Origin of the sequence: Streptomyces sp. NPDC001980 (assembly GCF_040296885.1) — a bacterium.
In the GTDB taxonomy this organism is placed as follows: domain Bacteria; phylum Actinomycetota; class Actinomycetes; order Streptomycetales; family Streptomycetaceae; genus Streptomyces.
In genome coordinates, this window is record NZ_JBEOYD010000008.1 from 37,547 (window position 1) to 61,765 (window position 24,219).

At 71.0% G+C, this 24,219-nt stretch carries 23 protein-coding genes; 16 read left to right on the plus strand and 7 right to left on the minus strand.

Features of this window, described 5'->3' with window-relative positions; all coding sequences use genetic code 11:
• Window positions 1–19: 19 nt before the first annotated feature.
• Window positions 20–418 carry a RidA family protein gene (locus ABT137_RS14235; protein WP_351707610.1) on the plus strand — a complete coding sequence of 133 codons (399 nt, stop codon included), beginning with the start codon at window positions 20–22 and terminating at the stop codon, window positions 416–418.
• Window positions 419–465: 47 nt separating this feature from the next.
• Window positions 466–1,029 (plus strand): GNAT family N-acetyltransferase, encoded by a 564-nt coding sequence (locus ABT137_RS14240; protein WP_351707613.1) that lies wholly within the window; start codon window positions 466–468, stop codon window positions 1,027–1,029.
• On the opposite strand, the gene ABT137_RS14245 is transcribed toward ABT137_RS14240, so the two are convergent.
• Window positions 1,016–1,591 (minus strand): adenylosuccinate lyase, encoded by a 576-nt coding sequence (locus tag ABT137_RS14245; protein WP_351707615.1) that lies wholly within the window; start codon window positions 1,589–1,591, stop codon window positions 1,016–1,018. The two genes, ABT137_RS14240 and ABT137_RS14245, sit on opposite strands and share 14 nt — an antisense overlap.
• Before the next feature lie 378 nt (window positions 1,592–1,969).
• On the opposite strand from ABT137_RS14245, the gene ABT137_RS14250 reads away from it, so the two are divergent.
• The 10 genes from ABT137_RS14250 to ABT137_RS14295 all read left to right on the plus strand — a co-directional run bounded on the left by ABT137_RS14250 (window position 1,970) and on the right by ABT137_RS14295 (window position 14,494).
• Window positions 1,970–3,775 (plus strand): 3-hydroxyacyl-CoA dehydrogenase family protein, encoded by a 1,806-nt coding sequence (locus ABT137_RS14250; protein WP_351707618.1) that lies wholly within the window; start codon window positions 1,970–1,972, stop codon window positions 3,773–3,775.
• Window positions 3,776–3,917: 142 nt separating this feature from the next.
• Window positions 3,918–4,751 (plus strand): TetR family transcriptional regulator, encoded by an 834-nt coding sequence (locus ABT137_RS14255; RefSeq protein WP_351707621.1) that lies wholly within the window; start codon window positions 3,918–3,920, stop codon window positions 4,749–4,751.
• A 493-nt stretch (window positions 4,752–5,244) separates the two neighbouring features.
• A complete protein-coding gene (gene ccrA, locus ABT137_RS14260; protein WP_351707624.1) occupies window positions 5,245–6,588 on the plus strand; it encodes a crotonyl-CoA carboxylase/reductase in 1,344 nt (447 codons plus the stop codon).
• Window positions 6,589–6,605: 17 nt separating this feature from the next.
• Window positions 6,606–8,678: an ethylmalonyl-CoA mutase gene (locus ABT137_RS14265; RefSeq protein ID WP_351707627.1), complete on the plus strand. Its 2,073-nt coding sequence runs from the start codon at window positions 6,606–6,608 to the stop codon at window positions 8,676–8,678.
• Window positions 8,675–9,640: an HpcH/HpaI aldolase/citrate lyase family protein gene (locus tag ABT137_RS14270; RefSeq protein ID WP_351707630.1), complete on the plus strand. Its 966-nt coding sequence runs from the start codon at window positions 8,675–8,677 to the stop codon at window positions 9,638–9,640. The genes ABT137_RS14265 and ABT137_RS14270 overlap by 4 nt, the downstream gene beginning before the upstream one ends.
• 5 nt (window positions 9,641–9,645) lie before the next feature.
• Complete coding sequence (locus ABT137_RS14275) at window positions 9,646–10,158, plus strand: MaoC family dehydratase (RefSeq protein WP_217547894.1); 513 nt, start codon at window positions 9,646–9,648, stop codon at window positions 10,156–10,158.
• A 3-nt stretch (window positions 10,159–10,161) separates the two neighbouring features.
• A complete protein-coding gene (locus ABT137_RS14280; protein ID WP_351707635.1) occupies window positions 10,162–11,367 on the plus strand; it encodes an acyl-CoA dehydrogenase family protein in 1,206 nt (401 codons plus the stop codon).
• 169 nt (window positions 11,368–11,536) lie between these two features.
• Window positions 11,537–12,193 carry a phosphatidylserine decarboxylase gene (locus ABT137_RS14285; RefSeq protein WP_093498140.1) on the plus strand — a complete coding sequence of 219 codons (657 nt, stop codon included), beginning with the start codon at window positions 11,537–11,539 and terminating at the stop codon, window positions 12,191–12,193.
• A gap of 22 nt (window positions 12,194–12,215) precedes the next feature.
• Entirely contained in the window at window positions 12,216–13,037 is an 822-nt protein-coding gene (gene pssA / locus ABT137_RS14290) for a CDP-diacylglycerol--serine O-phosphatidyltransferase (protein WP_351708374.1), read from the plus strand.
• Between the two features lie 230 nt (window positions 13,038–13,267).
• On the plus strand, window positions 13,268–14,494 hold the full coding sequence (locus tag ABT137_RS14295) for an alpha/beta fold hydrolase (RefSeq protein ID WP_351707638.1): 1,227 nt from the start codon (window positions 13,268–13,270) through the stop codon (window positions 14,492–14,494).
• Between the two features lie 7 nt (window positions 14,495–14,501).
• Here ABT137_RS14295 and ABT137_RS14300 read toward each other — a convergent pair whose 3' ends face one another.
• On the minus strand, window positions 14,502–15,620 hold the full coding sequence (locus ABT137_RS14300; RefSeq protein ID WP_351708376.1) for a glycerate kinase: 1,119 nt from the start codon (window positions 15,618–15,620) through the stop codon (window positions 14,502–14,504).
• Between the two features lie 144 nt (window positions 15,621–15,764).
• Here ABT137_RS14300 and ABT137_RS14305 point away from each other — a divergent pair, with 144 nt between their 5' ends.
• Window positions 15,765–16,259, plus strand: coding sequence for an NUDIX domain-containing protein (locus ABT137_RS14305; RefSeq protein WP_351707641.1), 495 nt, complete (start codon window positions 15,765–15,767; stop codon window positions 16,257–16,259).
• A 50-nt stretch (window positions 16,260–16,309) separates the two neighbouring features.
• On the opposite strand, the gene ABT137_RS14310 is transcribed toward ABT137_RS14305, so the two are convergent.
• A complete protein-coding gene (locus ABT137_RS14310) occupies window positions 16,310–18,016 on the minus strand; it encodes a molybdopterin-dependent oxidoreductase (protein WP_351707644.1) in 1,707 nt (568 codons plus the stop codon).
• A gap of 10 nt (window positions 18,017–18,026) precedes the next feature.
• A complete protein-coding gene (locus ABT137_RS14315; RefSeq protein WP_351707647.1) occupies window positions 18,027–18,230 on the minus strand; it encodes a hypothetical protein in 204 nt (67 codons plus the stop codon).
• 218 nt (window positions 18,231–18,448) lie between these two features.
• Between ABT137_RS14315 and ABT137_RS14320 the strand changes: the two genes are divergently transcribed.
• From ABT137_RS14320 to ABT137_RS14330, 3 genes are all read left to right on the plus strand, one after another.
• Complete coding sequence (locus ABT137_RS14320; RefSeq protein ID WP_351707650.1) at window positions 18,449–19,717, plus strand: sensor histidine kinase; 1,269 nt, start codon at window positions 18,449–18,451, stop codon at window positions 19,715–19,717.
• Window positions 19,714–20,349, plus strand: coding sequence for a response regulator (locus tag ABT137_RS14325; protein WP_351707653.1), 636 nt, complete (start codon window positions 19,714–19,716; stop codon window positions 20,347–20,349). The genes ABT137_RS14320 and ABT137_RS14325 overlap by 4 nt, the downstream gene beginning before the upstream one ends.
• A gap of 64 nt (window positions 20,350–20,413) precedes the next feature.
• Complete coding sequence (locus tag ABT137_RS14330; protein ID WP_351707656.1) at window positions 20,414–21,142, plus strand: SIR2 family NAD-dependent protein deacylase; 729 nt, start codon at window positions 20,414–20,416, stop codon at window positions 21,140–21,142.
• Window positions 21,143–21,210: 68 nt separating this feature from the next.
• On the opposite strand, the gene ABT137_RS14335 is transcribed toward ABT137_RS14330, so the two are convergent.
• The 3 genes from ABT137_RS14335 to ABT137_RS14345 form a co-directional block, all read right to left on the minus strand.
• Window positions 21,211–21,693 carry a methylated-DNA--[protein]-cysteine S-methyltransferase gene (locus ABT137_RS14335; protein ID WP_351707659.1) on the minus strand — a complete coding sequence of 161 codons (483 nt, stop codon included), beginning with the start codon at window positions 21,691–21,693 and terminating at the stop codon, window positions 21,211–21,213.
• Between the two features lie 20 nt (window positions 21,694–21,713).
• Window positions 21,714–23,180: an AlkA N-terminal domain-containing protein gene (locus ABT137_RS14340; protein ID WP_351708378.1), complete on the minus strand. Its 1,467-nt coding sequence runs from the start codon at window positions 23,178–23,180 to the stop codon at window positions 21,714–21,716.
• A 113-nt stretch (window positions 23,181–23,293) separates the two neighbouring features.
• A complete protein-coding gene (locus ABT137_RS14345; RefSeq protein ID WP_351707662.1) occupies window positions 23,294–24,184 on the minus strand; it encodes an SDR family oxidoreductase in 891 nt (296 codons plus the stop codon).
• Window positions 24,185–24,219 lie beyond the last annotated feature (35 nt).

Below are 24,219 nucleotides of genomic sequence, written 5' to 3' on the forward strand. Positions count from 1 at the left end.
CGTGGTCCACCATGGACGCATGAGTGATCTGACCCGTATCCCCGCCCCCGACGGAGTCGCCCCCGCCGCCCAGTACACGCACGTGGTGGCGGCGACCGGCCGGTTCGTCGCCGTCTCCGGCCAGCTGCCGCTGGACGAGGACGGCGAGCTGGTCGGCGAGGGCGATCCGGCGGCCCAGGCCCGCCAGGTCTTCGAGAACCTGCGCCGCTGCCTGGCGGCGGCCGGGGCGAACTTCGACGACGTCGTCAAACTCACCTACTTCGTCACGGACATGGCCCATCTGCCGGCCGTCCGCGCGGCCCGCGCCGCCCACATACCCGACGACCGCCTCCCGGCCGCCTCCGCCGTCCAGGTGGCCGCGCTCGTCGCCCCGCAGTTCCTGATGGAGATCGAGGCACTGGCGGTGGTGGCCGGCTGACGCCGAATCCCGGGCGGCCGGAGCCGTCCGGTCCCTAGGGTGCCGTCATGAACGACAACTCGGCCCACGTCACCTCTGCCCATGACGCGTCCCTCCATGTCCGCCCGATGACGCTCGACGACTGCGACCGGGTCTCGGAGATACGCGTCCGGGGCTGGCAGTACGCCTACCGGGGCCTCATGCCGCAGCCGTTCCTGGACGGGCTCAGTGTCGAGCGGGACGCCGAGCGGCGGCGGGCCAGGTTCCGGGACGGCGGGGACGGGGTGACGGAGCTGGTCGCCGAGCGGGGCGGCACGATCGTGGGATGGGCGGCGCACGGGCCGTACCGGGACGGTGAAGTGCGCACCGGGGACGCCGAGTTGTACGCCATCTACGTGGACGCCGCGCACCTCGGGACCGGCGCCGGGCGGGCGCTGCTCGCGACGGTCCTTGAGCAGTGCGCCGGGTACGCGCGGCTGTATCTGTGGGTGCTGAAGGAGAACGCGCGCGCCCGACGGTTCTACGAGGCCGCGGGCTTCGCGGCCGACGGCGTCGAGGAGCCGTACGAGGTCGACGGGGTGCCGGTGCCCGAGGTTCGGTACGTCAGGGAGCTCGGCGTCACCTCTGCCTAGGGATGCGGGCGAGGGCCTGGACCGCCGCCTCGGCGAGGGTGGGGTGGGCCAGGGCCTCGGTCAGGACGCGGCGGGCGCGGGTGTCGCCGAGGGCGCCGAGACCGTCCACGCAGGCGAGGGCGACCTTGCGGTAGGGATCGTGCGGGCGCAGCCGGCGTTCCAGGGTGGTGATCAGGGCGGGGACGGACTCCGGGGCACGGAGTTCGACCAGGAGACGGACGGGGTGCAGGGCGTAGGCGACGCGGAGTTCGTTGGTGGCGAGGGCGGCGGCCGCGCGGGCGGTGCGCGGGTCCTGGAGGCGGGCGAGGGCGTAGGAGGCGGAGGCGCAGCGGGGTGGGTCGCGGTGGTTGAGGAGGAGTACCAGGGTCTCGAAGGCCCGCGGGTCGCCGGCCGCCCCCAGCCGGAACGCCGCCAGCTCCCTGGCCCACAGGGGCTGTCCGGCCGCGGTGAGCACCTCCGCCAGTTCGTCGTGGTCCTCGGTGGCCAGGAGCCGGTCGAAGGCGGCCGTCCCCTGCGACTCCTGCCGCAAACGCTCCGTGAGTGATCGCAACTCTTCGTCCACGAAGCCCAGCGTAGAGGGGTCGCGGGGGCGGAGGGACGTACATCACAAACTCGGGGGGCTGGCGCGCTCGTTACCCGCCGGTTAAGCTCAATCGAGCGAGTCACCCACTCGCACTAACGCTCACGCCGGTTTGGTGACGCAGCCGCCGTGAGGACGAAGGTCGGTTCGGTACCTCGTACCGCAGTACGACCCGGCTCGGGACAGGGCCGGTCGGAATCCGCCGCTCCCGGGCGTGTGCGCGCCCGCGGCGGCAGCACCGGGCGTGTGCGCTCGCAGCCCGGCACCACCCGCATTCACGCAGCTCTCTCCGCACCCGGTGCGCCCCTCGGCGCACCCGGGAGCGTTTCCAGTCGTCACCCTCATTCCTGGAGTCCCGCGATGGCCACTCCCCAGTCCGACCCTTCCCTGTCCCCGCTCCAGACGATCGCCGTCGTCGGCCTCGGCACCATGGGCACCGGTATCACCGAGGTCCTCGCGAAGGCCGGCCGCCAGGTGATCGGCATCGACGTCGGCGAGGCCCAGGCCGCCCGGTCCGTCGCCGCACTGGAGTCCTCCACCGCCCGTGCCGTGGTCCGCGGCAAGCTGACCGAGCAGGAGCGCGCCGACATCCTCGGCCGGGTCCGCACCGGCACCGACCTGACGGCCGCCGCCGACGCCGACCTCGTCATCGAGGTGGTCCCGGAGTCGTACGACATCAAGCACCAGGTCCTGCGGGAGCTGGACGGCATCGTCCGCCCCGAGACCATCCTCGCCACCGGCACCAACGCGCTCTCCGTGACCCGGCTGGCCGCCGACTCGGCCCGCCCCGAGCGCGTCCTCGGGCTGCACTTCTTCAACCCGGCCCCGGCGATGAAGCTGGTCGAGGTCGTCTCCTCGGTGCTCACCGCGCCGGGCGCCGTCGCCGCCGTCACCGACCTGGCGATCGAGCTGGGCAAGGAGCCGGTCGCGGTCGGCGACCGCCCCGGGTTCGTCGCGGACGGGCTGCTGTTCGGCTACCTCAACCAGGCCGCCGCGATGTACGAGGCGAAGTACGCCTCCCGCGAGGACATCGACGCGGCCATGCGGCTGGGCTGCGGCCTGCCGATGGGCCCGCTGGCCCTGCTGGACCTGATCGGCATCGACACGGCGCGTACGGTCCTGGAGGCCATGTACGCCGAGTCCCGCGACCGCCTGCACGCCCCGGCGCCCATCCTCAAGCAGCTCAGCGAGGCGGGCCTGACCGGCCGCAAGTCGGGCCGCGGCTTCTACTCCTACGAGGCGCCGGGCAGCGCCGGCGTCGTCCGGGACGCGCTCACCCCGCTGGACGGCGCCGCGCTCACCCCCGGCCGTACGGTCCGCTCGGTCGGCGTCGCCGGCTCCGGCACCATGGCCTCCGGGATCGCCGAGGTCTTCGCCAAGGCCGGGTACGAGGTCGTCCTCGCCGCCCGCAGCGAGGAGAAGGCACAGGCGGCGAAGGCCCGCATCGGCAAGTCCCTGGACCGCTCCGTCGGCAAGGGCCGGATGACCGCCGAGGCGGCCGCACAGACCCTGGACCTGATCACCCCGGCCGGTTCGTACGACGCCTTCGCGGACGTCGACCTGGCCGTCGAGGCGGTCGCCGAGGACCTGGAGGTCAAGCGGCAGCTGTTCGCGACGCTGGACAAGGTCTGCAAGCCCGGCGCGGTCCTGGCCACCACCACCTCCTCGCTGCCGGTCGTCGCCTGCGCCCGCGCCACCTCGCGGCCGCAGGACGTGATCGGCATGCACTTCTTCAACCCGGCGCCGGCCATGAAGCTGGTCGAGGTCGTCCGTACCGTGCTCACCGCCGAGGACGTCCACGCCACGGTCCGCGAGGTCTGCGGCCGCATCAGGAAGCACGCGGTCGACTGCGGCGACCGGGCCGGGTTCATCGTCAACGCCCTGCTGTTCCCGTACCTGAACAACGCGATCAAGATGGTCGAGGAGCACTACGCGTCCCTCGACGACATCGACGCGGCGATGAAGCTCGGCGGCGGCTACCCGATGGGCCCGTTCGAGCTCCTCGACGTGGTCGGCCTGGACGTCTCGCTCGCCATCGAGAAGGTGCTGCACCGGGAGTTCCGCGACCCGGGCCTCGCGCCCGCGCCGCTCCTGGAGCACCTGGTGGCCGCGGGCTGCCTCGGCCGCAAGACCGGCCGTGGCTTCCGCGAATATGCCCGCCGCTGACGGCGTCGGCGACTGGTTCGGGGACGAGAAGGACTGGGGCGGACTGCTCGACCCGGGCGGCCGTCCCCCGCCCGCCCGACGCAGCCTTCCCCCGCCCTTCGCGGGCGGGGGAAACCCCGGACCTGCGCATCAAGCTGCGCACATGCAGTACGTTCGGGTCATGCCCCAGCCCGCCAAGTCCTCACGTACCCCCGCCACGCCCGACGCGCCGGAGAGCGCCGCGGGCAGCCGCGCGGCGGCCCAGCGGCTCAAGATGCGCCGGGAGCTGGCGGCCGCCGCGATGGAGCTCTTCGCGACGAAGGGGTACGAGGCGACCACCGTCGACGAGATCGCGGCCGCGGCCGGGGTCGCCCGCCGCACCTTCTTCCGCCACTTCCGTTCGAAGGAAGAGGCGATCTTCCCCGACCACGACGACACCCTGATCCGCGCCGAGGCCGTGCTGAACGCGGCCCCGGCCCACGAGCACCCGCTCGACACGGTGTGCCGCGGCATCAAGGAAGTCATGAAGATGTACGCGGCCCGGCCGGACATCTCGGTCGCCCGCTACAAGCTCACCCGCGAGGTACCCACCCTCCGCGAGGCGGAGATCGCGTCGGTGGCCCGTTACGAGCGCCTCTTCACCCGCTACCTCCTCGGCCACTTCGACGAGCACGCCCACGCGGACGACGCGAACGACGACCCGCTGCTGGCCGAGGTCGCGGCGTCGGCGGTGGTCACCGCCCACAACCACGTGCTGCGCCGCTGGCTGCGAGCCGGCGGGCAGGGGGACGTCGAGCTGCAGCTGGACCATGCCTTCGCGATCGTGCGGAAGACGTTCGGGAACGGGATCGGGGCGGGCCGGGAGGCTGCGCCCCGATCGGCCGCGTCGGCCTCGGTCGCCTCGCAGGGGGAGGTACTGGTGACGGTGGCCAGGACCGATGCGCCGCTCGACGAAGTGATGCGCACGATCGAGCAGGCGCTGAAGGAGCGGTCGTAGAGCGACGGTAGTGGCGGGTCGCGGTCACCGGATCGCGGCTCCGCCGCTCGTACGCAGTCGCCGGACGGGCTGGATCTCCTCCGACCGCGCCCTGACGTGTGCGTCACGCCGCTCGTGTGAGCCACACCTCACGGCCCGCCCCCGACGTCCGGACGTCTCCCGCAAGACGGGCCATTTTCCCCTACCCGCCAGTAGGTTTGATCGATCATCGCTCATTTGTTACGTAAAGATTTCATCTGAGAGCGATTTCTGGCACTCAGTGCCTTGCCGCCTGACACGCGGTGTCATACGTTGATGGTGTCCGGCCTGTCCCGGTGAGCCCATCGGCCCACCCGCCGGACGCCTGCGTCACAGGCAACCTCCCGCGCCACAAAGCGCTGCCGAAGCACCACCCCGCCGAACCGACGGCACCTTCCCGAAACCCTCAGCAGCACCGACGTAACCCTCAGCGCCCCTCCCCCTCAGGGGGGCGCACACCGCCGGAGGCAACACCGTGACCACTCAGGCCATTCTGGACGCGATCCAGTCGCCGGAATCGACGCCGGCCGACTTCGCCGCCCTGCCGCTTCCCGAGTCGTACCGCGCGATCACCGTGCACAAGGACGAGACGGACATGTTCGCGGGCCTGGAGACCCGCGACAAGGACCCGCGCAAGTCGATCCACCTCGACGAGGTCCCCCTGCCCGAGCTGGGCCCGGGCGAGGCCCTGGTCGCCGTCATGGCATCGAGTGTCAACTACAACTCGGTGTGGACCTCGATCTTCGAGCCGCTGTCGACCTTCGGCTTCCTGGAGCGCTACGGCCGGCTCAGCGAGCTGACCAAGCGGCACGACCTGCCGTACCACATCATCGGCTCCGACCTCGCGGGCGTCGTCCTGCGCACCGGCCCGGGCGTCAACGCCTGGAAGCCCGGTGACGAGGTCGTCGCGCACTGCCTCAGCGTGGAGCTGGAGTCGTCGGACGGCCACAACGACACCATGCTCGACCCCGAGCAGCGCATCTGGGGCTTCGAGACCAACTTCGGCGGCCTCGCCGAGATCGCGCTCGTCAAGTCCAACCAGCTGATGCCCAAGCCGAACCACCTCAGCTGGGAGGAGGCCGCGGCCCCGGGCCTGGTCAACTCCACCGCCTACCGCCAGCTGGTCTCCCGCAACGGTGCCGGCATGAAGCAGGGCGACAACGTGCTGATCTGGGGCGCGAGCGGCGGGCTCGGCTCGTACGCCACCCAGTTCGCGCTGGCCGGCGGCGCCAACCCGATCTGTGTCGTGTCCTCGCCGCAGAAGGCGGAGATCTGCCGGGCCATGGGCGCCGAGGCGATCATCGACCGCAACGCCGAGGACTACAGGTTCTGGAAGAACGAGCACGAGCAGGACCCGCGCGAGTGGAAGCGCTTCGGCAAGCGCATCCGTGAGCTCACCGGCGGCGAGGACGTCGACATCGTCTTCGAGCACCCGGGCCGCGAGACCTTCGGCGCCTCGGTCTACGTCACCCGCAAGGGCGGCACGATCGTCACCTGCGCCTCCACCTCCGGCTACAACCACGAGTACGACAACCGCTACCTGTGGATGTCCCTGAAGCGGATCATCGGCTCGCACTTCGCCAACTACCGCGAGGCCTGGGAGGCCAACCGGCTGATCGCGAAGGGCAAGATCCACCCGACCCTGTCGAAGGTCTACTCCCTGGAGGAGACCGGCCAGGCCGCCTACGACGTGCACCGCAACCTGCACCAGGGCAAGGTCGGCGTCCTCTGCCTCGCCCCCGAGGAGGGCCTCGGCGTGCGCGACGGGGAGATGCGGGCCAAGCACCTCGACGCCATCAACCGCTTCCGCAACATCTGAGACACCCGAGGTCATAGATGACTGAGCGTCAGATCGCCGAAGGCGGCCGGAAGTCCGTGCCGCAGGCGCCGAGGGAGAAGGACCGGCCGTGGCTCATGCGCACGTACGCCGGGCACTCCACGGCCGAGGCGTCCAACGAGCTGTACCGGCGCAACCTCGCCAAGGGCCAGACGGGTCTGTCGGTGGCGTTCGACCTGCCGACGCAGACCGGCTACGACCCCGACCACATCCTCGCCCGCGGCGAGGTCGGCCGGGTGGGCGTGCCCGTGGCCCATCTTGGTGACATGCGCCGCCTTTTCCAGGACATCCCCCTGGATCAGATGAACACCTCGATGACGATCAACGCCACGGCGATGTGGCTGCTGGCGCTCTACCAGGTGGTCGCCGAGGAGCAGGGTGCGGACATCACCAAGCTCCAGGGCACGACCCAGAACGACATCGTCAAGGAGTACCTGTCCCGCGGGACGCACGTCTTCCCGCCGGTGCCGAGCCTCCGTCTGACGACGGACATGATCGCGTACACGGTCTCCCACCTGCCGAAGTGGAACCCGATCAACATCTGCAGCTACCACCTGCAGGAGGCGGGCGCCACGCCGGTCCAGGAGATCGCGTACGCGATGTCCACCGCCGTCGCCGTGCTGGACGCGGTCCGCGACAGCGGCCAGGTGCCGCAGGAGCGCATGGGTGACGTCGTCGCCCGCATCTCCTTCTTCGTGAACGCCGGCGTCCGGTTCGTCGAGGAGATGTGCAAGATGCGGGCGTTCGGCCGCATCTGGGACCAGGTCACCCGCGAGCGGTACGGCATCGAGAACCCCAAGCAGCGCCGCTTCCGGTACGGCGTCCAGGTCAACTCCCTCGGGCTGACCGAGGCGCAGCCGGAGAACAACGTCCAGCGGATCGTGCTGGAGATGCTCGCCGTGACGCTCTCCAAGGACGCCCGCGCGCGTGCCGTGCAGCTCCCCGCCTGGAACGAGGCGCTCGGCCTGCCCCGGCCCTGGGACCAGCAGTGGTCGCTGCGCATCCAGCAGGTGCTCGCCCATGAGAGCGACCTGCTGGAGTACGACGACATCTTCGAGGGCTCGCACGTCATCGAGGCGAAGGTCGCCCAGCTGGTCGAGGACTCGCTCGCGGAGATGGACCGGATCCAGGAGATGGGCGGCGCGATGGCGGCCGTCGAGTCGGGCTACCTGAAGTCTCAGCTGGTCGCCTCGCACGCCGAGCGGCGGGGCCGGATCGAGTCCGGCCAGGAGAAGATCGTCGGCGTCAACATCTTCGAGACCACCGAGCCGAACCCGCTGACCGCCGACCTGGACACGGCCATCCAGACGGTCGACCCGGCCGTCGAGGCGAGGGTCGTGGCGGCGATCGGGCACTGGCGCGACACGCGCTACCAGCCGCCGTTCAACCACCCGCGGCCCTGCAAGGCGCTGGAGCGGCTGAAGGAGGCCGCCAAGGGCACCGACAACCTCATGGAGGCCACCCTGGAGTGCGCCCGCGCGGGCGTGACGACCGGTGAGTGGGCCGGGGCCCTGCGGGAGGTGTTCGGCGAGTTCCGGGCGCCGACCGGGGTCTCCTCGGCGCCGGTGGCCGTTCCCGTCGAGGCGGGCTCGGCGCTCGCCGGGGTGCGGGCCAAGGTGGACGCCACCGCGCGCGACCTGGGCAGCGGCAAGCTGAGGTTCCTCGTCGGCAAGCCGGGTCTCGACGGTCACTCCAACGGCGCCGAGCAGATCGCGGTGCGCGCGCGGGACGCCGGCTTCGAGGTGGTCTACCAGGGGATCCGGCTGACGCCCGAGCAGATCGTGGACGCGGCCCTGGCCGAGGACGTGCACGCGGTCGGCCTGTCGATCCTCTCCGGGTCGCACGCCCAGCTGGTCCCGGACGTCCTGGAACGACTCCGTGTGGCCGGTGCCACAGATATACCGGTGATCGCCGGTGGCATCATCCCGAACGGTGATGCCGAGCAGCTCAGGGAAGCCGGAGTGGCCGCGGTCTTCACCCCGAAGGACTTCGACATCACCGGAATCATCGGCCGCATCGTCGACGAGATCCGGAAAGCGAACAAGCTCGACCCCCTGGAGGTCCCCGCATGACCACGCCCGTCAACCGGCTCCGCCCGCGGCGCTCCTGCCTGGCCGTGCCCGGTTCGAACCCCCGCTTCCTGGAGAAGGCGCAGGGTCTCCCTGCGGACCAGGTCTTCCTCGACCTGGAGGACGCGTGCGCGCCGCTCGCCAAGCCCGGGGCGCGGCACACCATCGTCAAGTTCCTCAACGAGGGCGACTGGACCGGCAAGACGCGCGTGGTGCGGGTCAACGACTGGACGACCGAGTGGACGTACCGTGACGTCGTGACCGTCGTCGAGGGCGCCGGCCAGAACCTCGACTGCATCATGCTGCCGAAGGTCCAGACGGCCCAGCAGGTCGTCGCGCTGGACCTGCTGCTGACCCAGATCGAGAAGACCATGGGCTTCGAGGTCGGCAAGATCGGCATCGAGGCGCAGATCGAGAACGCGCAGGGTCTCAACAACGTCAACGAGATCGCCACCGCGTCCCAGCGCGTCGAGACGATCATCTTCGGCCCGGCCGACTTCATGGCGTCCATCAACATGAAGTCGCTGGTCGTGGGCGAGCAGCCGCCCGGCTACCCGGCGGACGCCTACCACTACATCCTGATGAAGATCCTGATGGCCGCCCGCGCCAACAACCTGCAGGCGATCGACGGCCCCTACCTGCAGATCCGCAACGTCGAGGGCTACCGCGAGGTCGCGCAGCGCGCCGCCGCGCTCGGCTTCGACGGCAAGTGGGTGCTGCACCCGGGGCAGGTCGAGGCGTCCAACGAGATCTTCTCGCCGTCGCAGGAGGACTACGACCACGCCGAGCTGATCCTGGACGCGTACGACTACTACACGTCCGAGGCAGGCGGCAAGAAGGGCTCCGCGATGCTCGGCGACGAGATGATCGACGAGGCCAGCCGGAAGATGGCCCTGGTCATCTCGGGCAAGGGCCGGGCCGCCGGCATGACCCGTACGTCGAAGTTCGAGATCCCGGAGGCATGAGGGCGATGCAGTTCGGACGCACGTACGAGGAGTTCGAGGTCGGTGCGACGTACAAGCACTGGCCCGGAAAGACGGTCACGGAGTACGACGACCACCTGTTCTGTCTCCTCACCATGAACCACCACCCGCTCCACATGGACACCAACTACGCCGAGAAGACGACGGACTTCGGCAAGAACGTGGTGGTCGGGAACTACATCTACTCGCTGCTGCTCGGCATGTCCGTGCCGGACATCTCGGGCAAGGCGATCGCCAACCTGGAGATCGAGTCGCTCAAGCACGTGGCGCCGACCTTCCACGGCGACACGATCTACGGCCAGACGACCGTGCTCGACAAGTGGCCCTCGAAGTCGAAGAACGACCGCGGGATCGTCTACGTCGAGACCAAGGGCTACAAGCAGGACGGCACGCTGGTGTGCATCTTCCGCCGCAAGGTGATGGTGCCGACCGAGACGTACATCAAGGAGCGCGGCGGCGAGCAGCCGGGCCGCCCCGAGCTCAAGGAACAGGGGAAGTAAGCGATGGCCCGTCTCGCCCAGACCGCCGGTCTGACCGACGTCCAGCAGGAGATCCTCTCCACCGTCCGCGACTTCGTGGACAAGGAGATCATCCCGGTCGCCACCGAGCTGGAGCACCGCGACGAGTACCCGCAAGCGATCGTCGACGGCCTCAAGGAGCTCGGCCTCTTCGGCCTGATGATCCCCGAGGAGTACGGCGGCCTGGGCGAGTCCCTCCTGACGTACGCGCTGTGCGTCGAGGAGATCGCCCGCGGCTGGATGTCCGTCTCCGGGATCATCAACACGCACTTCATCGTGGCGTACATGCTCAAGCAGCACGGCACCCAGGAGCAGAAGGACCACTTCCTGCCGCGCATGGCGGCCGGCGACGTCCGGGGCGCCTTCTCGATGTCGGAGCCGGGCCTGGGCTCGGACGTCTCGGCGATCACCTCGAAGGCGGTGAAGGACGGCGACGAGTACGTCCTGAACGGCCAGAAGATGTGGCTGACCAACGGCGGTACGTCGTCCCTGGTGGCCGTCCTCGTGCGGAGTGACGAAGGCCACCCCGAGGGCACGGCCCCCCACAAGTCGATGACGACCTTCCTGGTGGAGAAGGAGCCCGGCTTCGGCGAGGTCCGCCCCGGCCTCACCATCCCGGGCAAGATCGACAAGATGGGCTACAAGGGCGTCGACACCACCGAGCTGATCATGGACGGGCTGCGGGTTCCGGCCGATCGGGTGCTCGGCGGGGTCACCGGCCGAGGTTTTTACCAAATGATGGACGGGGTCGAGGTCGGCCGCGTCAACGTGGCGGCCCGTGGCTGCGGTGTCGCGCAGCGTGCGTTCGAACTGGGCGTCCGGTACGCCCAACAGCGTCACACTTTCGGCAAGGCGATCGCCCAGCACCAGGCCATCCAGTTCAAGCTGGCGGAGATGGCCACCAAGGTCGAGGCCGCGCATGCCATGATGGTCAACGCCGCACGCAAAAAGGACTCCGGGGAACGAAACGACCTTGAGGCCGGGATGGCGAAGTACCTCGCCGCCGAGTACTGCAAGGAGGTCGTGGAGGACGCCTTCCGGATCCACGGCGGCTACGGCTTCTCCAAGGAGTACGAGATCGAACGTCTCTACCGTGAGGCGCCGATGTTGCTGATCGGCGAAGGTACCGCCGAGATCCAGAAAATGATCATCGGGCGAAGGTTGCTCGAAGAGTATCGATTCCAAGGCTGATTGTCCCGGTACGGGGTGTTTTCTTCGAGAAGAAGATCACACCCCGTCAACGGTCTTCGGCCGCCGACTCGGCTTCCTGGCTTGCCCAGTTGTGGCCCCCGACCGGTACGATCCCGGAAAGCCGCCGTCCCCATTTCCCGCGCGGCATCATCCGCTACGAAGGTCATCCATGCCCCACAGCCAAACCTCTGCACATCGAGACAGCCTGGCCGGCGTACGCCTCGCGCGCGGAGCATCGCCGTGGCTTCTCCCGACCGTCGCCACCGCAGCCGTCAGCCTCCTCCGCGCCCGTCGCTCCGGCGCCGCGAAGGCCGTCGCCCTGCCCGCCACCGCGCTCGCGGCGGGCATGCTGTGGTTCTTCCGCGACCCCGAGCGTGAGATCGCCCAGGGCCGTGTCATCTCCCCCGCCGACGGTGTGGTGCAGAGCATCATGCCGTGGAAGGACGGACGCACCCGGGTCGCGATCTTCATGAGCCCGCTCAACGTCCACGTCAACCGCGCGCCCCTCGCGGGCGAGGTGACGTCGGTGGAGCACATCCCCGGTGGCTTCGTTCCCGCCTTCAACAAGGAGAGCGAGAACAACGAGCGCGTAGTCTGGCATTTCGACACCGAACTCGGCGACATCGAGATGATCCAGATCGCCGGCGCGGTGGCCCGCCGTATCGTGCCCTACGTCCCGCAGGGCACGAAGGTCGAGCAGGGCGACCGCATCGGTCTGATCCGCTTCGGCTCGCGTGTCGACATCTACCTGCCGGAGGGCGTGGACGTCGCGGTCGAGGTCGGCCAGAAGACCGTGGCTGGGGTGACTCGCATTGACCGTGATTGATCCTGAGACCCAGGCGGGCTGGGTGCCCGAGGCCGACGAGATCGGCGACGACGAGGAGGAGATGCCGCTCTCTCTCCGCCTCTCGATAGCGGACACCCTCACGCTCGGCAACGCCACGTGCGGCTTCATGGCGGTGTACTTCACCACCACCGGCATCCTGATCCCGCACCTCACCGGGGACGACCAGTCGGCCGGCATGGCGCGCCACAGCGCCGCGACCGCGGTCATCCTCATGCTCTGCGCGGCGGTCTTCGACCTGTTCGACGGCCTCGTCGCACGCAAGCTGCGCTCCTCCCCCATGGGCGCCGAGCTGGACAACCTCTCCGACCTGATCAGCTTCGGCCTCGCGCCGGCGTACTTCGTGCTCGTCTACGGCATGGTGGCCGACGACGCGTACCAGAAGGTGGCCGCGGTCGGAGCGGTGGTGGTCCTGCTGGCGGTGGTGCTGCGGCTGGCACGCTTCAGCTGCGTGACACCGCCGAACGGCATGTTCCAGGGCATGCCGTCGCCGTTCGGTGCGCTGACGGTCGTCTCGATCGTGCTCCTGGAGCTGCCCTTCTTCGCGACGCTCCTCGCGATCCTCGGCACGGCGTGGCTGATGGTGAGCCGGGTCGAGTACCCGAAGCCGCGCGGGCGCCTCGCCGGGGCGATGCTCTCCTGGATCGTCCTCTCGATGGGCCTCCTGGCGGCCTGGGCCTTCGACGCCCCCGCCGGCCAGCTGCTCCTCCAGACCGGCTGCGCGCTGCAGCTGGTGATGGGCGCGGTGATCCCGCTGTTCGCCACGGCCCGCCGGGTGAACAACTTCCGCGACAACAGGCGCGAGGCGCGGGCGGCGCAGTCCTGACCCTCGTGACGACGTGAAACGGGTGTGGCCCGGGCCTTGCGGCCCGGGCCACACCCGTTTCGGCTTCAAGGGCATACGGGGTTGGCCTTTGACCGGTCAACCACCCCTGGTCGGCGCCGAGTTGCAGAGCACAGAGCAGGAGAGGACGGTGGAATTGGATTGAACTTTACGGGGATTTGTCCCCATTCGGGGATGGGGATTACCCACCTCTTACGGATCGGAGGACAGCCATGCCCACGCCCACCCCCAAGGACTACTCGGTCCCGCACGTCTCGAAGATTCCGGCGAACGAGGGCGACACCGTCAACCTCTTCGTCCGGGAGTACGACGGCACCCAGGGCAACCAGCCTCACGAGGTGGTGCTGATGCTCCACGGCAGGAGCGTGCCGGTCCTCGCCGGGTACGACCTGACGGTCCCCGGGTCCGCCATCGACTACAACTGGGCACAGGACCTGGCCAAGCACCACTACGACGTCTTCATGATGGACCTGCAGGGCAACGGGCGGTCGCCACGCCCGAAGATGGACGAGCCCCGCAACGCCAGCCCGGCACAGCGCAGCGTCCTGTCGCCCAATCCGCTGTCGCCCCCGTACACCGGGCCGCCGTTGTACCCGCACCAGCTGAGCAACACCGACAGCGAATGTGCCGAGCTGGCCACCGTGGTCGAGTTCATCAGGTCGCTGCCCGGCAGGAACAAGCCGATGGACTTCATCGGCTGGTCCGCCGCGGCGCCGTCCATGGGGCCGTACACCCTCCAGCACCCCGAGATGGTCAAGAGCCTGTTCCTGCTCGCCCCCGTCTTCCCGCCTGCGGGGCGGTGGTCGGGCGACCCCGCGGACCCCTTCGCGATCCCGCCGAACACCCAGCTGCCGGTCTCCGACCCGCCCACCCTGTACGGCTTCCCGATGTTCGTCAGCGACAAGCAGGGCTTCGTGGACGCATGGACCCGCGAGCAGGGCGACCCACCCCAACGGGAGCCTGGCATGGAGGACACGGTATGGGCCGCCATGATGGCGAACGACCCCGTCGGCAGCAAATGGGGCCAGAAGTTGCCATCCGGCGCGTACGAGGGCATCCACCGGTTCCGGAACCTCTACTCCTGGGGCTGGACCAAGGAGACGGTGCCCTACCAGGACGCGTTGGGCAACTACGTCCTCGGTGACCGGGTTCCGGTCGCCATCGTCTACGGAGAACGGGACAAGACGGCCAACACCCAGCCGAACGTCCCGGTTCCCCCGCCCCTGCGCTTCTCCGTGCCGGCCCTCTACAAGGCCATCGGAGGGCCCGAGAAGCTGATGTTCCAGCTGGAGGGTGCGGGACACTCCATACTCTGGGAGCGCCCCGCCGAGATCGTGCACGACATCGCGTTCCAGTGGCTCCACAACAAGCACAAGGTGTGGGGCCTCACGAGCGGCAGCTACTACCGTGACTCAACGGGCGCCCTGACGCCGGTCTAGGCCGCCCTCAGCAGAGAAAGTCCCGCCCGATCTGCTCCGCCACCCGCTCCAGGATCGGACCGGCGTCCGCGATGCACTTCACCAGGTCCGGTTCGACCTCGGTGAGCGGGTAGGCGCGGCGGATCCCGGCCCGCCCGAGCGCCTCCGGCGGCAGGGCGAGGCGGCCGCAGACCGCGACGACCTCCTTGTCGGCGGCGCGCGCCGCGGCCGCGACCCCGGCCGGCGCCTTCCCGTGCAGGGTCTGCTCGTCCAGCGAGCCCTCCCCCGTGATCACCAACGTGGCCCGTTCCAGCGCGGGCGCGAAGCCCAGGACGTCGAGCATGACCTCGATGCCGGGCCGGAAGCGCGCGCCGAGCAGCAGCGCGCCGTACCCGATGCCCCCGGCGGCCCCCGCACCCGGTGCCGCCGCGTACTCGGCGGCGCGCGGACCGACCTCGGTCTCCAGGACCTTCGCGAAGGTGCCCAGCGCGGCGTCCAGGAGCTCCACGTCGTCCGGCGAGGCGCCCTTCTGCGGGCCGTAGACGGCCGGCGCGCCCTTCGGCCCGGTGAGCGGGTTGTCGACGTCGCTGGCGAGGATCAGGTCGACGGCGGACAGGCGCGGGTCAAGGCCTGACAGGTCCGCACGGGCCAAATCGGCGAGGCCGCCGCCGCCCGGCGGTACCGGTTCGCCGTCCTCGTCGAGGAACCGTGCCCCGAGCGCCGACAGCATCCCGGCGCCCCCGTCGGTCGTGGCGCTCCCCCCGACCCCGAAGACGATCGTGCGCGCACCCGCGTCCAGCGCGGCCCGCAGCAGCTCTCCGGAGCCGTACGTGGAGGCCGTCAGGGGCGCGAAGACGCCGCGGGGCAGCCGCTGCAGACCGCTCGCCTCGGCCATCTCCACGACCGCGGTGTCGCCGCGCAGTGCGAACGCGGCGGTGACCTCCTGCCCCAGCGGCCCGGCGACCTCCCGTTCGTGGCGATCGAATCCGGCCGCGACCGCCGCGGCCACCGTGCCGTCCCCGCCGTCCGCGACGGGCAGCGCCTCGACGTCGACGCCGGGCACGACCCGCCTGAGCCCCGCCGTCACCCGCTCGGCGACCTGCACGGCCGTCAGCGAGCCCTTGAACTTGTCCGCGGCGATGAGCACGCGCTGTGTCACCTGTATCCCCTTGCTCTCCGGGCCTCGCGCACGTCAAGGCCAGTCGCGCCGCTGTGACCTTAACCGGAGGACACCCTCGCCGTCATGCCCCGCCCGGACCGGCGCGTACTCCGCAGTGGCTACCCTTCCCGAGTGACCACGACTGACGCCTACGCCGCGTACATCGCGAGCCTCCCCCGGATCCTCGCCGGGGCCGCCGCGCTCTTCCGGGACACCGAGGGACGGGTACTGCTCGTCGAGCCCAACTACCGGGAGGGCTGGGCGCTGCCGGGCGGGACCGTCGAGTCCGACGACGGTGAGACCCCGCGCCAGGGCGCCCGCCGCGAGACCCTGGAGGAGATCGGCCTGGACCGCGAGATGGGCCGGTTGCTGACGGTGGACTGGGTGCACGGCACCGGCCGCCCGCCGATCGTCGCCTACCTGTACGACGGAGGTGTCGTCACCGACGCCGACCTCAAGGCGATCCGGCTCCAGGAGGAGGAGCTGCTGTCCTGGCGGCTGGTGCCCCGCGAGGAGATCGCCGCCCACCTCCCGGGCGCCCTGGGACGGCGTGTCCTGGTCGCGCTGGACGTTCTGGCGGAGGGCGCGGGCCCCGCCGAGCTGGAGAACGGCGACCAGGTGGGCTGAGCGGGCGGGCATGCCCGTCCCTCCGGGGTGGCCGTGCCCGGCGAACCGGCTCAGGCGACCGTGACCTCGATCGTGTGCCAGCCGGTGGCCCCGTCGGGCAGCGGCTTGTGCGCCTGCCCCGACTGGACCCGGCCGGTGCCGTCCGTGGCGCGCACCTGCAGCCGGTGCCTGCCGGGCGTCGCCTGCCAGGGCCAGCTCCACTGCCGCCAGGTGTCCACCGACGGCACCGCCGCGAGCCGTGCCCGCTGCCAGGGGCCGTCGTCCACGCGGACCTCCACCGCGGACACCCCACGGTGCTGCGCCCACGCCACTCCGGCGACCATCACCCTGCCCGGTGCCGGCCGCCCGCCCCCGGCCGGGGTGTCGATCCGCGACTGCGTCTTCACGGGAGCCTGCTCCGCATAGCCCCGCCGTACCCAGTAGGCGCTGAAGTCCGAGAAACTGCTCAGCTCCAGTTCCGTCAGCCACTTCGTCGCCGACACGTAGCCGAACAGGCCCGGCACCACCATCCGGACCGGGAACCCGTGCTCGACCGGCAACGGCTCCCCGTTCATCCCGACCGCCAGCAACGCGTCCCGGCCGTCACGCAGCACCGCCGTCGGCGTCCCGGCCGTGTATCCGTCCACGGAACGGCTGACCACCTGGTCCGCCCCGGCGTCCGGTTCGACCTCGGCCAGCAGATCCCGGACCGGTACCCCCAACCACCGCGCGTTGCCCAGCAGTTCGCCTCCGACCTCGTTGGACACGCAGGTCAGCGTGATGTAGCGCTCCACCATCGGCATCGCCAGCAGTTGGTCGTACGTCAACGTCAGCGGCCGTTTCACCCGGCCATGAATCCTCAGCCGCCAGTCCTTCGGCTCCATCTGCGGCACCGTCAAGGCGGTGTCGATGCGGTAGAAGTCCGTGTTCCTGGTCACGAACGACTGCACCCCGGAGACGCCGGTGGAGACCCTGGCGGGCAGGGGCGGCGCCGGACTCGCCGGGGCCGGCAGCACCACCGCGTCCCGGGCCGCGGCCACCCGCTGGGCCCAGAGCCGTCGTCCGCCCGGCACGGCCAGCGCGGCCGCGCCGATCGCACCGACCACCAGCGCGAGAAACCGCCGCCGGTCCCCCGGTTGTCCGACGCCGGCCAACGCCGAGTCGCCGGCGGCCGGCGAAGGCGTGTCCCGCACAGGCATGTCCCGCACAGGGGTGTTCGCTCCCCGCTCCGGCGTGTCCGGGCCCGGGCCCGTGGCGTTCGCGGCGTTCTCCTCGTCGCGCGCCGGGACCTCGACCGCGGGCGGCAGCGTACGGCGGAGCAGGACCAGAAGGCCGGTGGCGGCCAGGGCACCGGCCACCGACGGCAGGGGGTAGGCCCACGTGGCACTGGCACGGGTGACCGCGGCGAGAACGCCGACCGCCCCGAACAGGGCGACACCGGCCAGCCCGTACCAGAGCCGGCGCATGGCCAGGACACCGACGAATGCGGCGAAGACCGCCAGCACCAGCACGATTCCGGCCTGGAGCGCCAGCTTGTCGTACGTGTAAAAAACCGAGACCGCGAACTCCTTGACCGGAGTGGGCGCCGCGTCCACGGCGACCCCGCCCACCGCCACCAGCGGCGCGGAGGGCCCGCCCGTCGCGGCCGCCACCAGCTCGCCGACGCCCAGGGCCAGCGCGGTGGCCGCGACGCCGGCGAACTCGCCGTACCACTGCTTCGGCGGTCTCTCCGGTGCCGGCCGGTCCGGCTGCGGGGACTCCGTGTCGATGCCGGTCACCTCATGACTCCTATCGGCCGAGCCGGCGTCCGCGGGCGATGCCGGCGCCGAGCAGGACCACTCCGACGAGGGCCACGACCGGGCCGAGGACCGCCCACAGCGTCACGCCGCTCATCGCCGAGTCCTTCATGACGTTCAGGCCCTGCAACGTCCAGCCCGCGCCTACGAGGATCAGTACTACGCCGAGGACGGGGTAGAGCCACTTCTTCTTCATGGGACACCTCCGGGTGCACAACCAGGGATCGTGATGACGAGCGTGCTGGATCCGTGGCCGCCGCGGCGACCACGCTTGGACGGACCCGCATGTCAACCGATCGGCGTACGCGGGACCCCTCCGGAGCGTGGACGTGCCCCGGCGCCGGGCCGGGCATCCTGGACTCGGCGGGTCCGTAGACTGACTGCCGGAGCCGGGCGGACTGAGGTGATCGCAACGTGGCAGCGCGCAGCGGCGTCGACTTCGGGCACCGCTACCGGGTCGGATGGCATTTCCTCGTCGGCGTGGTGGCGGTGTTCGTCGCCGTCGCCATAGCGGCCGACGTCACCATGGCGCTCGGCCAGCGCCTGCTCGCTCTCGGTACGCTCGCCGTCATCGTCGCCTGGTACGCCCTGGTCGCCCCGCAGGCGGTGGGGAACGGCGACGAGCGCTGGGGCGTGGCGTACTTCGCCCTCCTGGCGGTCGCGTTCCCCCTGCTGCTGGCCATCGCCCCGATCGGTGCCGCGCTGATGTTCGCGCTCTGCCCGCAGCTGTTCGTGATGGTCACGAGGTGGCGGGTCCGTCTGCCACTGCTGCTGATCCTCTACGCCGAACACGCCTGGGCCATGTTCGCGCGGATCGGCGTCAGCCGTTACTCCCTGGCCATGATCGGCGCGACCGTTCTGGTGCCCCTGACCGTGACGATCCTCGCGGGCGTCTATCTGACCGGCATCCGGGAGCAGAACCGCAAGCGGGCCGCGCTGATCGAGGAACTCACCCGGACCCGGGCGGCGCTGGAACGCGCGAGCCACGAGGCAGGCGTCCACGCCGAACGCGAGCGCCTCGCCGCCGAGATCCACGACACCCTGGCACAGGGCTTCACCAGCGTCCTCATGCTCGCCCAGGCCGCACGGACCACCCTGCTGCGCAATCCGGCGGCCGCCGACGGACAGCTCGACATCCTGGAGAACACCGCCCGCGAGAACCTCGCGGAGGCGCGCTCGCTGATCGCCGCGCTGGCCCCGGTCGACCTGACCGGCCGCAGTCTCGCGGATGCGCTGGACCGCCTGGCCGCCCGGCACACCCGCGACACGTCCACACGGGTCGAGGTGTCGGTCGTCGGCGACCGCCCCGGTGCGCCCACCGGCACCGACGTCGCGCTCCTGCGCACCGCGCAGGAGGCTCTGGCCAATGTGGGCAAGCACGCCGACGCCACGAGCGTGCGCATCGAGCTGTGCCACGAGAAGGGCCTCACGACGCTTGCCGTGACCGATGACGGTCAGGGTTTCGATCCGGCCGCCGTCCGTGCCGGCTACGGCCTGCTCGGCATCCGTACCCGGGCCGCCGGCCTCGGCGGCACCTCCACGGTGCGATCGGCTCCCGGCCAGGGCACCACCGTCCGCGTCGAGCTGCCGTCGGCCCCGCCCGAGCAGGCGGCGCGCAGCCCGCGCCCGGTACCCGGCCACAGCGCCACCCCGGCCGCAGAGCCCGCCGGGCCGGGCCGATGACCATTCGCGTCCTGATCGTCGACGACCATCCCGTCGTGCGCTTCGGCCTGCGCGGCATGCTGGAGGCCTACGACGACCTGCGTGTGGTCGGGGAGGCGGCTTCCGGCGCGGAGGCCATCGTCCTCGCCGCGACGGCATGTCCGGACGTCGTCCTGATGGACCTGCGGATGCCGGGCACCGACGGCGCCACCGCGACGGCGCGTATCCGCCAGGAACACCCCGGCGTCCGTGTCCTCGTGCTGACCACCTACGAAGGTGACGCCGACATCCTGCCCGCGATCGAGGCCGGCGCGACCGGATACCTGCTCAAGGACACCCCGATCGGTACCCTGACCGACGCGATCCGGGCCGCGGCCCGCGGCGAGACCGTTCTCGCCCCGCCGGTGGCCGCACGGCTGGTGACCCGCATGCAGGCACCTGCCGGCAACCAGCTGACGCCCCGCGAGGTCCAGGTGCTCGGCCTCGTCGCACGCGGACTGTCCAACGGCGAGATCGGCCGGCAGTTGTACATCGGTGAGGCCACGGTGAAGACACACCTGCTGCGCACCTTCGCCAAGCTGGGCGTCAACGACCGCACCGCGGCCGTCACTCTCGCCCTCTCCCGCGGCATCCTCACCCCACCGCACCAGTGAGCCTCGCCCGCCGCACCCGGTTATCCGTTCGCCTCCGGCCGCGCAGGCGTCCTACTCTCGGCGCATGAACAAGCCTCTCGTCGCCATCCTGAGTGGCGCGGGCATCTCCACCGACTCCGGGATCCCCGACTATCGCGGGCCCAACGGGCTGTGGCGAAAGGATCCCGAGGCCGAGAAGCTCGTGACGTACGAGTACTACATGGGCGACCCGGAGATCCGGCGCCGGTCCTGGCAGATGCGGCGGAAGAACCGGACGCTGAAGGCCGAGCCGAACGCGGCGCACCGGGCGGTGGCCGAGCTGGAACGGTCCGGCGTGCCGGTCAGGGTCATCACGCAGAACGTCGACGGACTCCACCAGCTCGGTGGTATGCCCGCCCGCAAGGTGCTCGAACTGCACGGCAGCGCGCGGAGTGTCGTGTGCACGAAGTGTCAGACGCGGGGGCCGATGGCGGACGCCCTTGCCCGGGTCGCGGCCGGCGAGGCGGATCCGCCGTGCCTGGAGTGCGGCGGGATCCTGAAATCGGCGACCGTGATGTTCGGGGAGGGGCTCGACCCCGTCGTCCTCGGCGAGGCGCTAGCCATCAGCAAGGCGTGCACGGTGTTCATCGCCGTCGGGAGCAGCCTCCAGGTCCAGCCGGCCGCCGGCCTCGCGGGCGTGGCCGCCGACCACGGCGCCCGGCTGGTCATCGTCAACGCGGAGCCGACGCCGTACGACGACCGGGCCGACGACATCGTCCGGGAGCCGATCGGCACGGCCCTGCCGAAGCTGCTCGCCGCGCTGCAGGCCGGCTGAGCGCTCCGCTGGAAGTGCCGCGATGTGCCGTCTGTCGACTGCGGCGCAGCGGACTTCGCCGGACCCGCTCAGAAGAGGCCCGCTCCCCGCTCGAAGTCCAGCAGGCGCTGCTTGCGCGGCAGGCCGCCGCCGTAGCCGGTGAGGCTGCCGTTGGCGCCGATCACCCGGTGGCAGGGGACGATGATGCCGACCGGGTTCTTCCCGTTGGCGAGGCCGACCGCGCGAGAGGCCTGGGGGTTGCCGAGGGCGTCGGCGAGTTCGCCGTACGAGCGGGTCTCGCCGTAGGGGATCCGGCACAGCTGTTCCCAGACGCTGCGCTGGAAAGGGGTGCCGTTCAGGCGCAGTTCGACGGTGAACTCCTTCAGCTCGCCCGCGAAGTAGGCGGTCAGCTGTTCCTCGGTCTCGGCGAAGAGGTCGTCGTCGCGGTCGCCGAAGGTCTCCTCGGGCGGGCGATGGCGCTGGTCCTCCATGTAGAGGCCGCAGAGGGTGCCGTCCTCGGCCACCAGGGTGAGGGGGCCATAGGGGCTGTCGGTCACGGTGTGGTTCTTCACGGCAATGTCCTTGAACGTCCTTATACGGGCAGGAAGTTGATCGGGTGGCTGTCGGTCGCCCACAGGTACTGGACGGCGTAGGCCCGCCAGGGGCGCCAGGCCGCCGCGCGTGCGGTGAGGGCGGCCGGGGTGCCGGGCAGGCCCAACTCCTGGGCGGCGCGCCGGATTCCGAGGTCGGTGGGGAGGAAGGCGTCCGGGTCGCCGAGAGCGCGCATGGCGATGACGTCGACGGTCCAGGGGCCGAAGCCGGGGAGGGCGAGGAGCCGGGCGCGCGCCTCGGACCAGTCGCTCTCGACGCCCAGGTGGAGGGTGCCGTCCGCGAGTTGACGGACCAGGGTGGTGAAGGTGGTGCGGCGGGTGCGGGGCATCGCCAGGGCCTCGGGGTCCACGGCCGCGAGTGCCTCGGGGGACGGGAAGAGGTGGGTGAGGCCGCCCTCGGGGTCGTCCACCGCGGTGCCGTGGGCGGTCACCAGGCGGGCCGCGTGGGTGCGGGCCGCGGCCGTGGAGACCTGCTGGCCGAGCACGGCCCGGACGGCGAACTCCGCCTCGTCGACGGTGCGCGGCACCCGCCGCCCCGGCGCCTTGTCGACCAGGGGTGCCAGGAAGGGATCCGTGCGCAGCTGGTCGTCGACGGCGACCGGGTCGGCGTCCAGGTCGAGCATCCGCCGGCAGCGGCTGATGGCGACGGGCAGGTCCCGCAGGTCGCTGAGGGTGAGCCGGCAGGCGATGTGGTCGGGCTTCGGAGCGAGGGCGGCGATGCCGTGGCCGTACGGCAGCCGCAGGGTCCGCCGGTAGGCGCCGTCCCGCCACTCCTCGACGCCGGGTACGGCGGTGGCCGCGAGGTGGCCGAAGAGGTTGTCGGGGTTGAGGGGGGCGCGGAAGGGCAGGCGGAGGGCGAGTGCGCCCGGGGCCTGGTTCGCCGTCTCGGGGCGGCGGTTGCGCAGGTCGCTCGGGGAGAGCGCGAAGACCTCGCGGACGGTGTCGTTGAAGGTGCGGATCGAGGAGAAGCCGGCCGCGAAGGCGATCTCCGCCATCGGCAGCGCGGTCGTCTCGATCAACAGGCGGGCGGTCTGGGCGCGTTGGGCGCGGGCGAGGGCCAGCGGGCCGGCCCCGAGTTCGGCGAGCAGCTGGCGTTCGACCTGCCGGGGGCTGTAGCCGAGGCGGGCGGCGAGGCCGGGTACGCCCTCGCGGTCCACGACCCCGTCGGCGATCAGCCGCATGGCGCGGGCGACCAGGTCGGCGCGCTGGTTCCACTCCGGGGAACCGGGGCTGGTGTCGGGGCGGCAGCGCTTGCAGGCCCGGAACCCGGCCTGCTGGCAGGCGGCCGCGCTCGGGTAGAACGTCATGTTCTCGGGTTTGGGCGGTACCACCGGGCAGCTGGGCCGGCAGTAGATGCGGGTGGTCAGGACGGCGGTGAAGAACCAGCCGTCGAACCGCGCGTCCTTCGACTGCACGGCCCGTACGCAGTGCTCGCGGTCGAGGTGCATCCCTTTCTGCATGGGTCCAGCATCGGCCACCGGATGTGGCCGATGCTGGCGGAAATCCGACACGAAGGTGCGCTGACCTTCGGGACCCCGACGACCGGGAGGTTCTACGGCCGTCAGGCGAAGTAGTGGTCCTGGTCGAGGTCGGCCAGCAGCCCCGGCTGGGCGGGCCGCCAGTCGTACCGCTCACGGGTGGCGGCGCTGGATGTGGGGTTGTCGTTGCCGACGAAGGCCGCCATCCAGCCGAAGTGGTCGGACGCCTCCTCCCGTGCGAGGGACACGACCGGCACGTCGAGGCGGCGGCCGATGACCTCGGTGATGTCGCGGAGCGGGACGCCCTCGTCGGCGACCGCGTGCAGCACGGCCCCGGCCGGGGCCGTCTCCAGGGCCTTGCGGTAGAGGGTGGCGGCGTCGAGACGGTGCACGGACGACCAGCGGTTGGTGCCGTCCCCCACGTAGGCGGCGACACCCTTGTCGCGGGCGACGCCGATCAGGAACGGGACGAAGGCGTGGTCGCCTGCTCCGTGCACCTGAGGGAGCCGGATCGCCGACACCCGCACCCCCCGGTCGGCCAGGGCCAGGGCGGAGCGTTCCGCCTCGGCCCGGTGGGCGCCGGGGCCCGCGGGGTCGGGCGTGTCCTCCTCGGTGCCGCGGCGGCCCGGGGCGAGGAGGCCGGTCACGGAGGTGACGACCAGGGGCCGGCCGGACTCGGCGAGCGCGTCACCGAGGGCCTTCAGCACGTCGAGTTCGGTACGGAGAGCGCCGGGCATGTCGGAGAAGTCATGGTTGTACCCCGTGTGGACCACCCCGTCCACCGCTCCCGCCGCCGCCCGCAGCCCGGCGACGTCGTTCAGGTCGCCGCGGTGCGCCTCCGCTCCCACCTCCTTCAGGACCGCCTCGGCCGCGTCCGAGCGGGCAAGGCCGAGCACCTGGTGGCCGGCGCCGAGCAGTTCGCGGACCACCGCGCTGCCGATGAACCCGGTGGCGCCGGTGACGAACACACGCATGACACATCACCTCAGGGAGAGTGCGACTTCTTGGA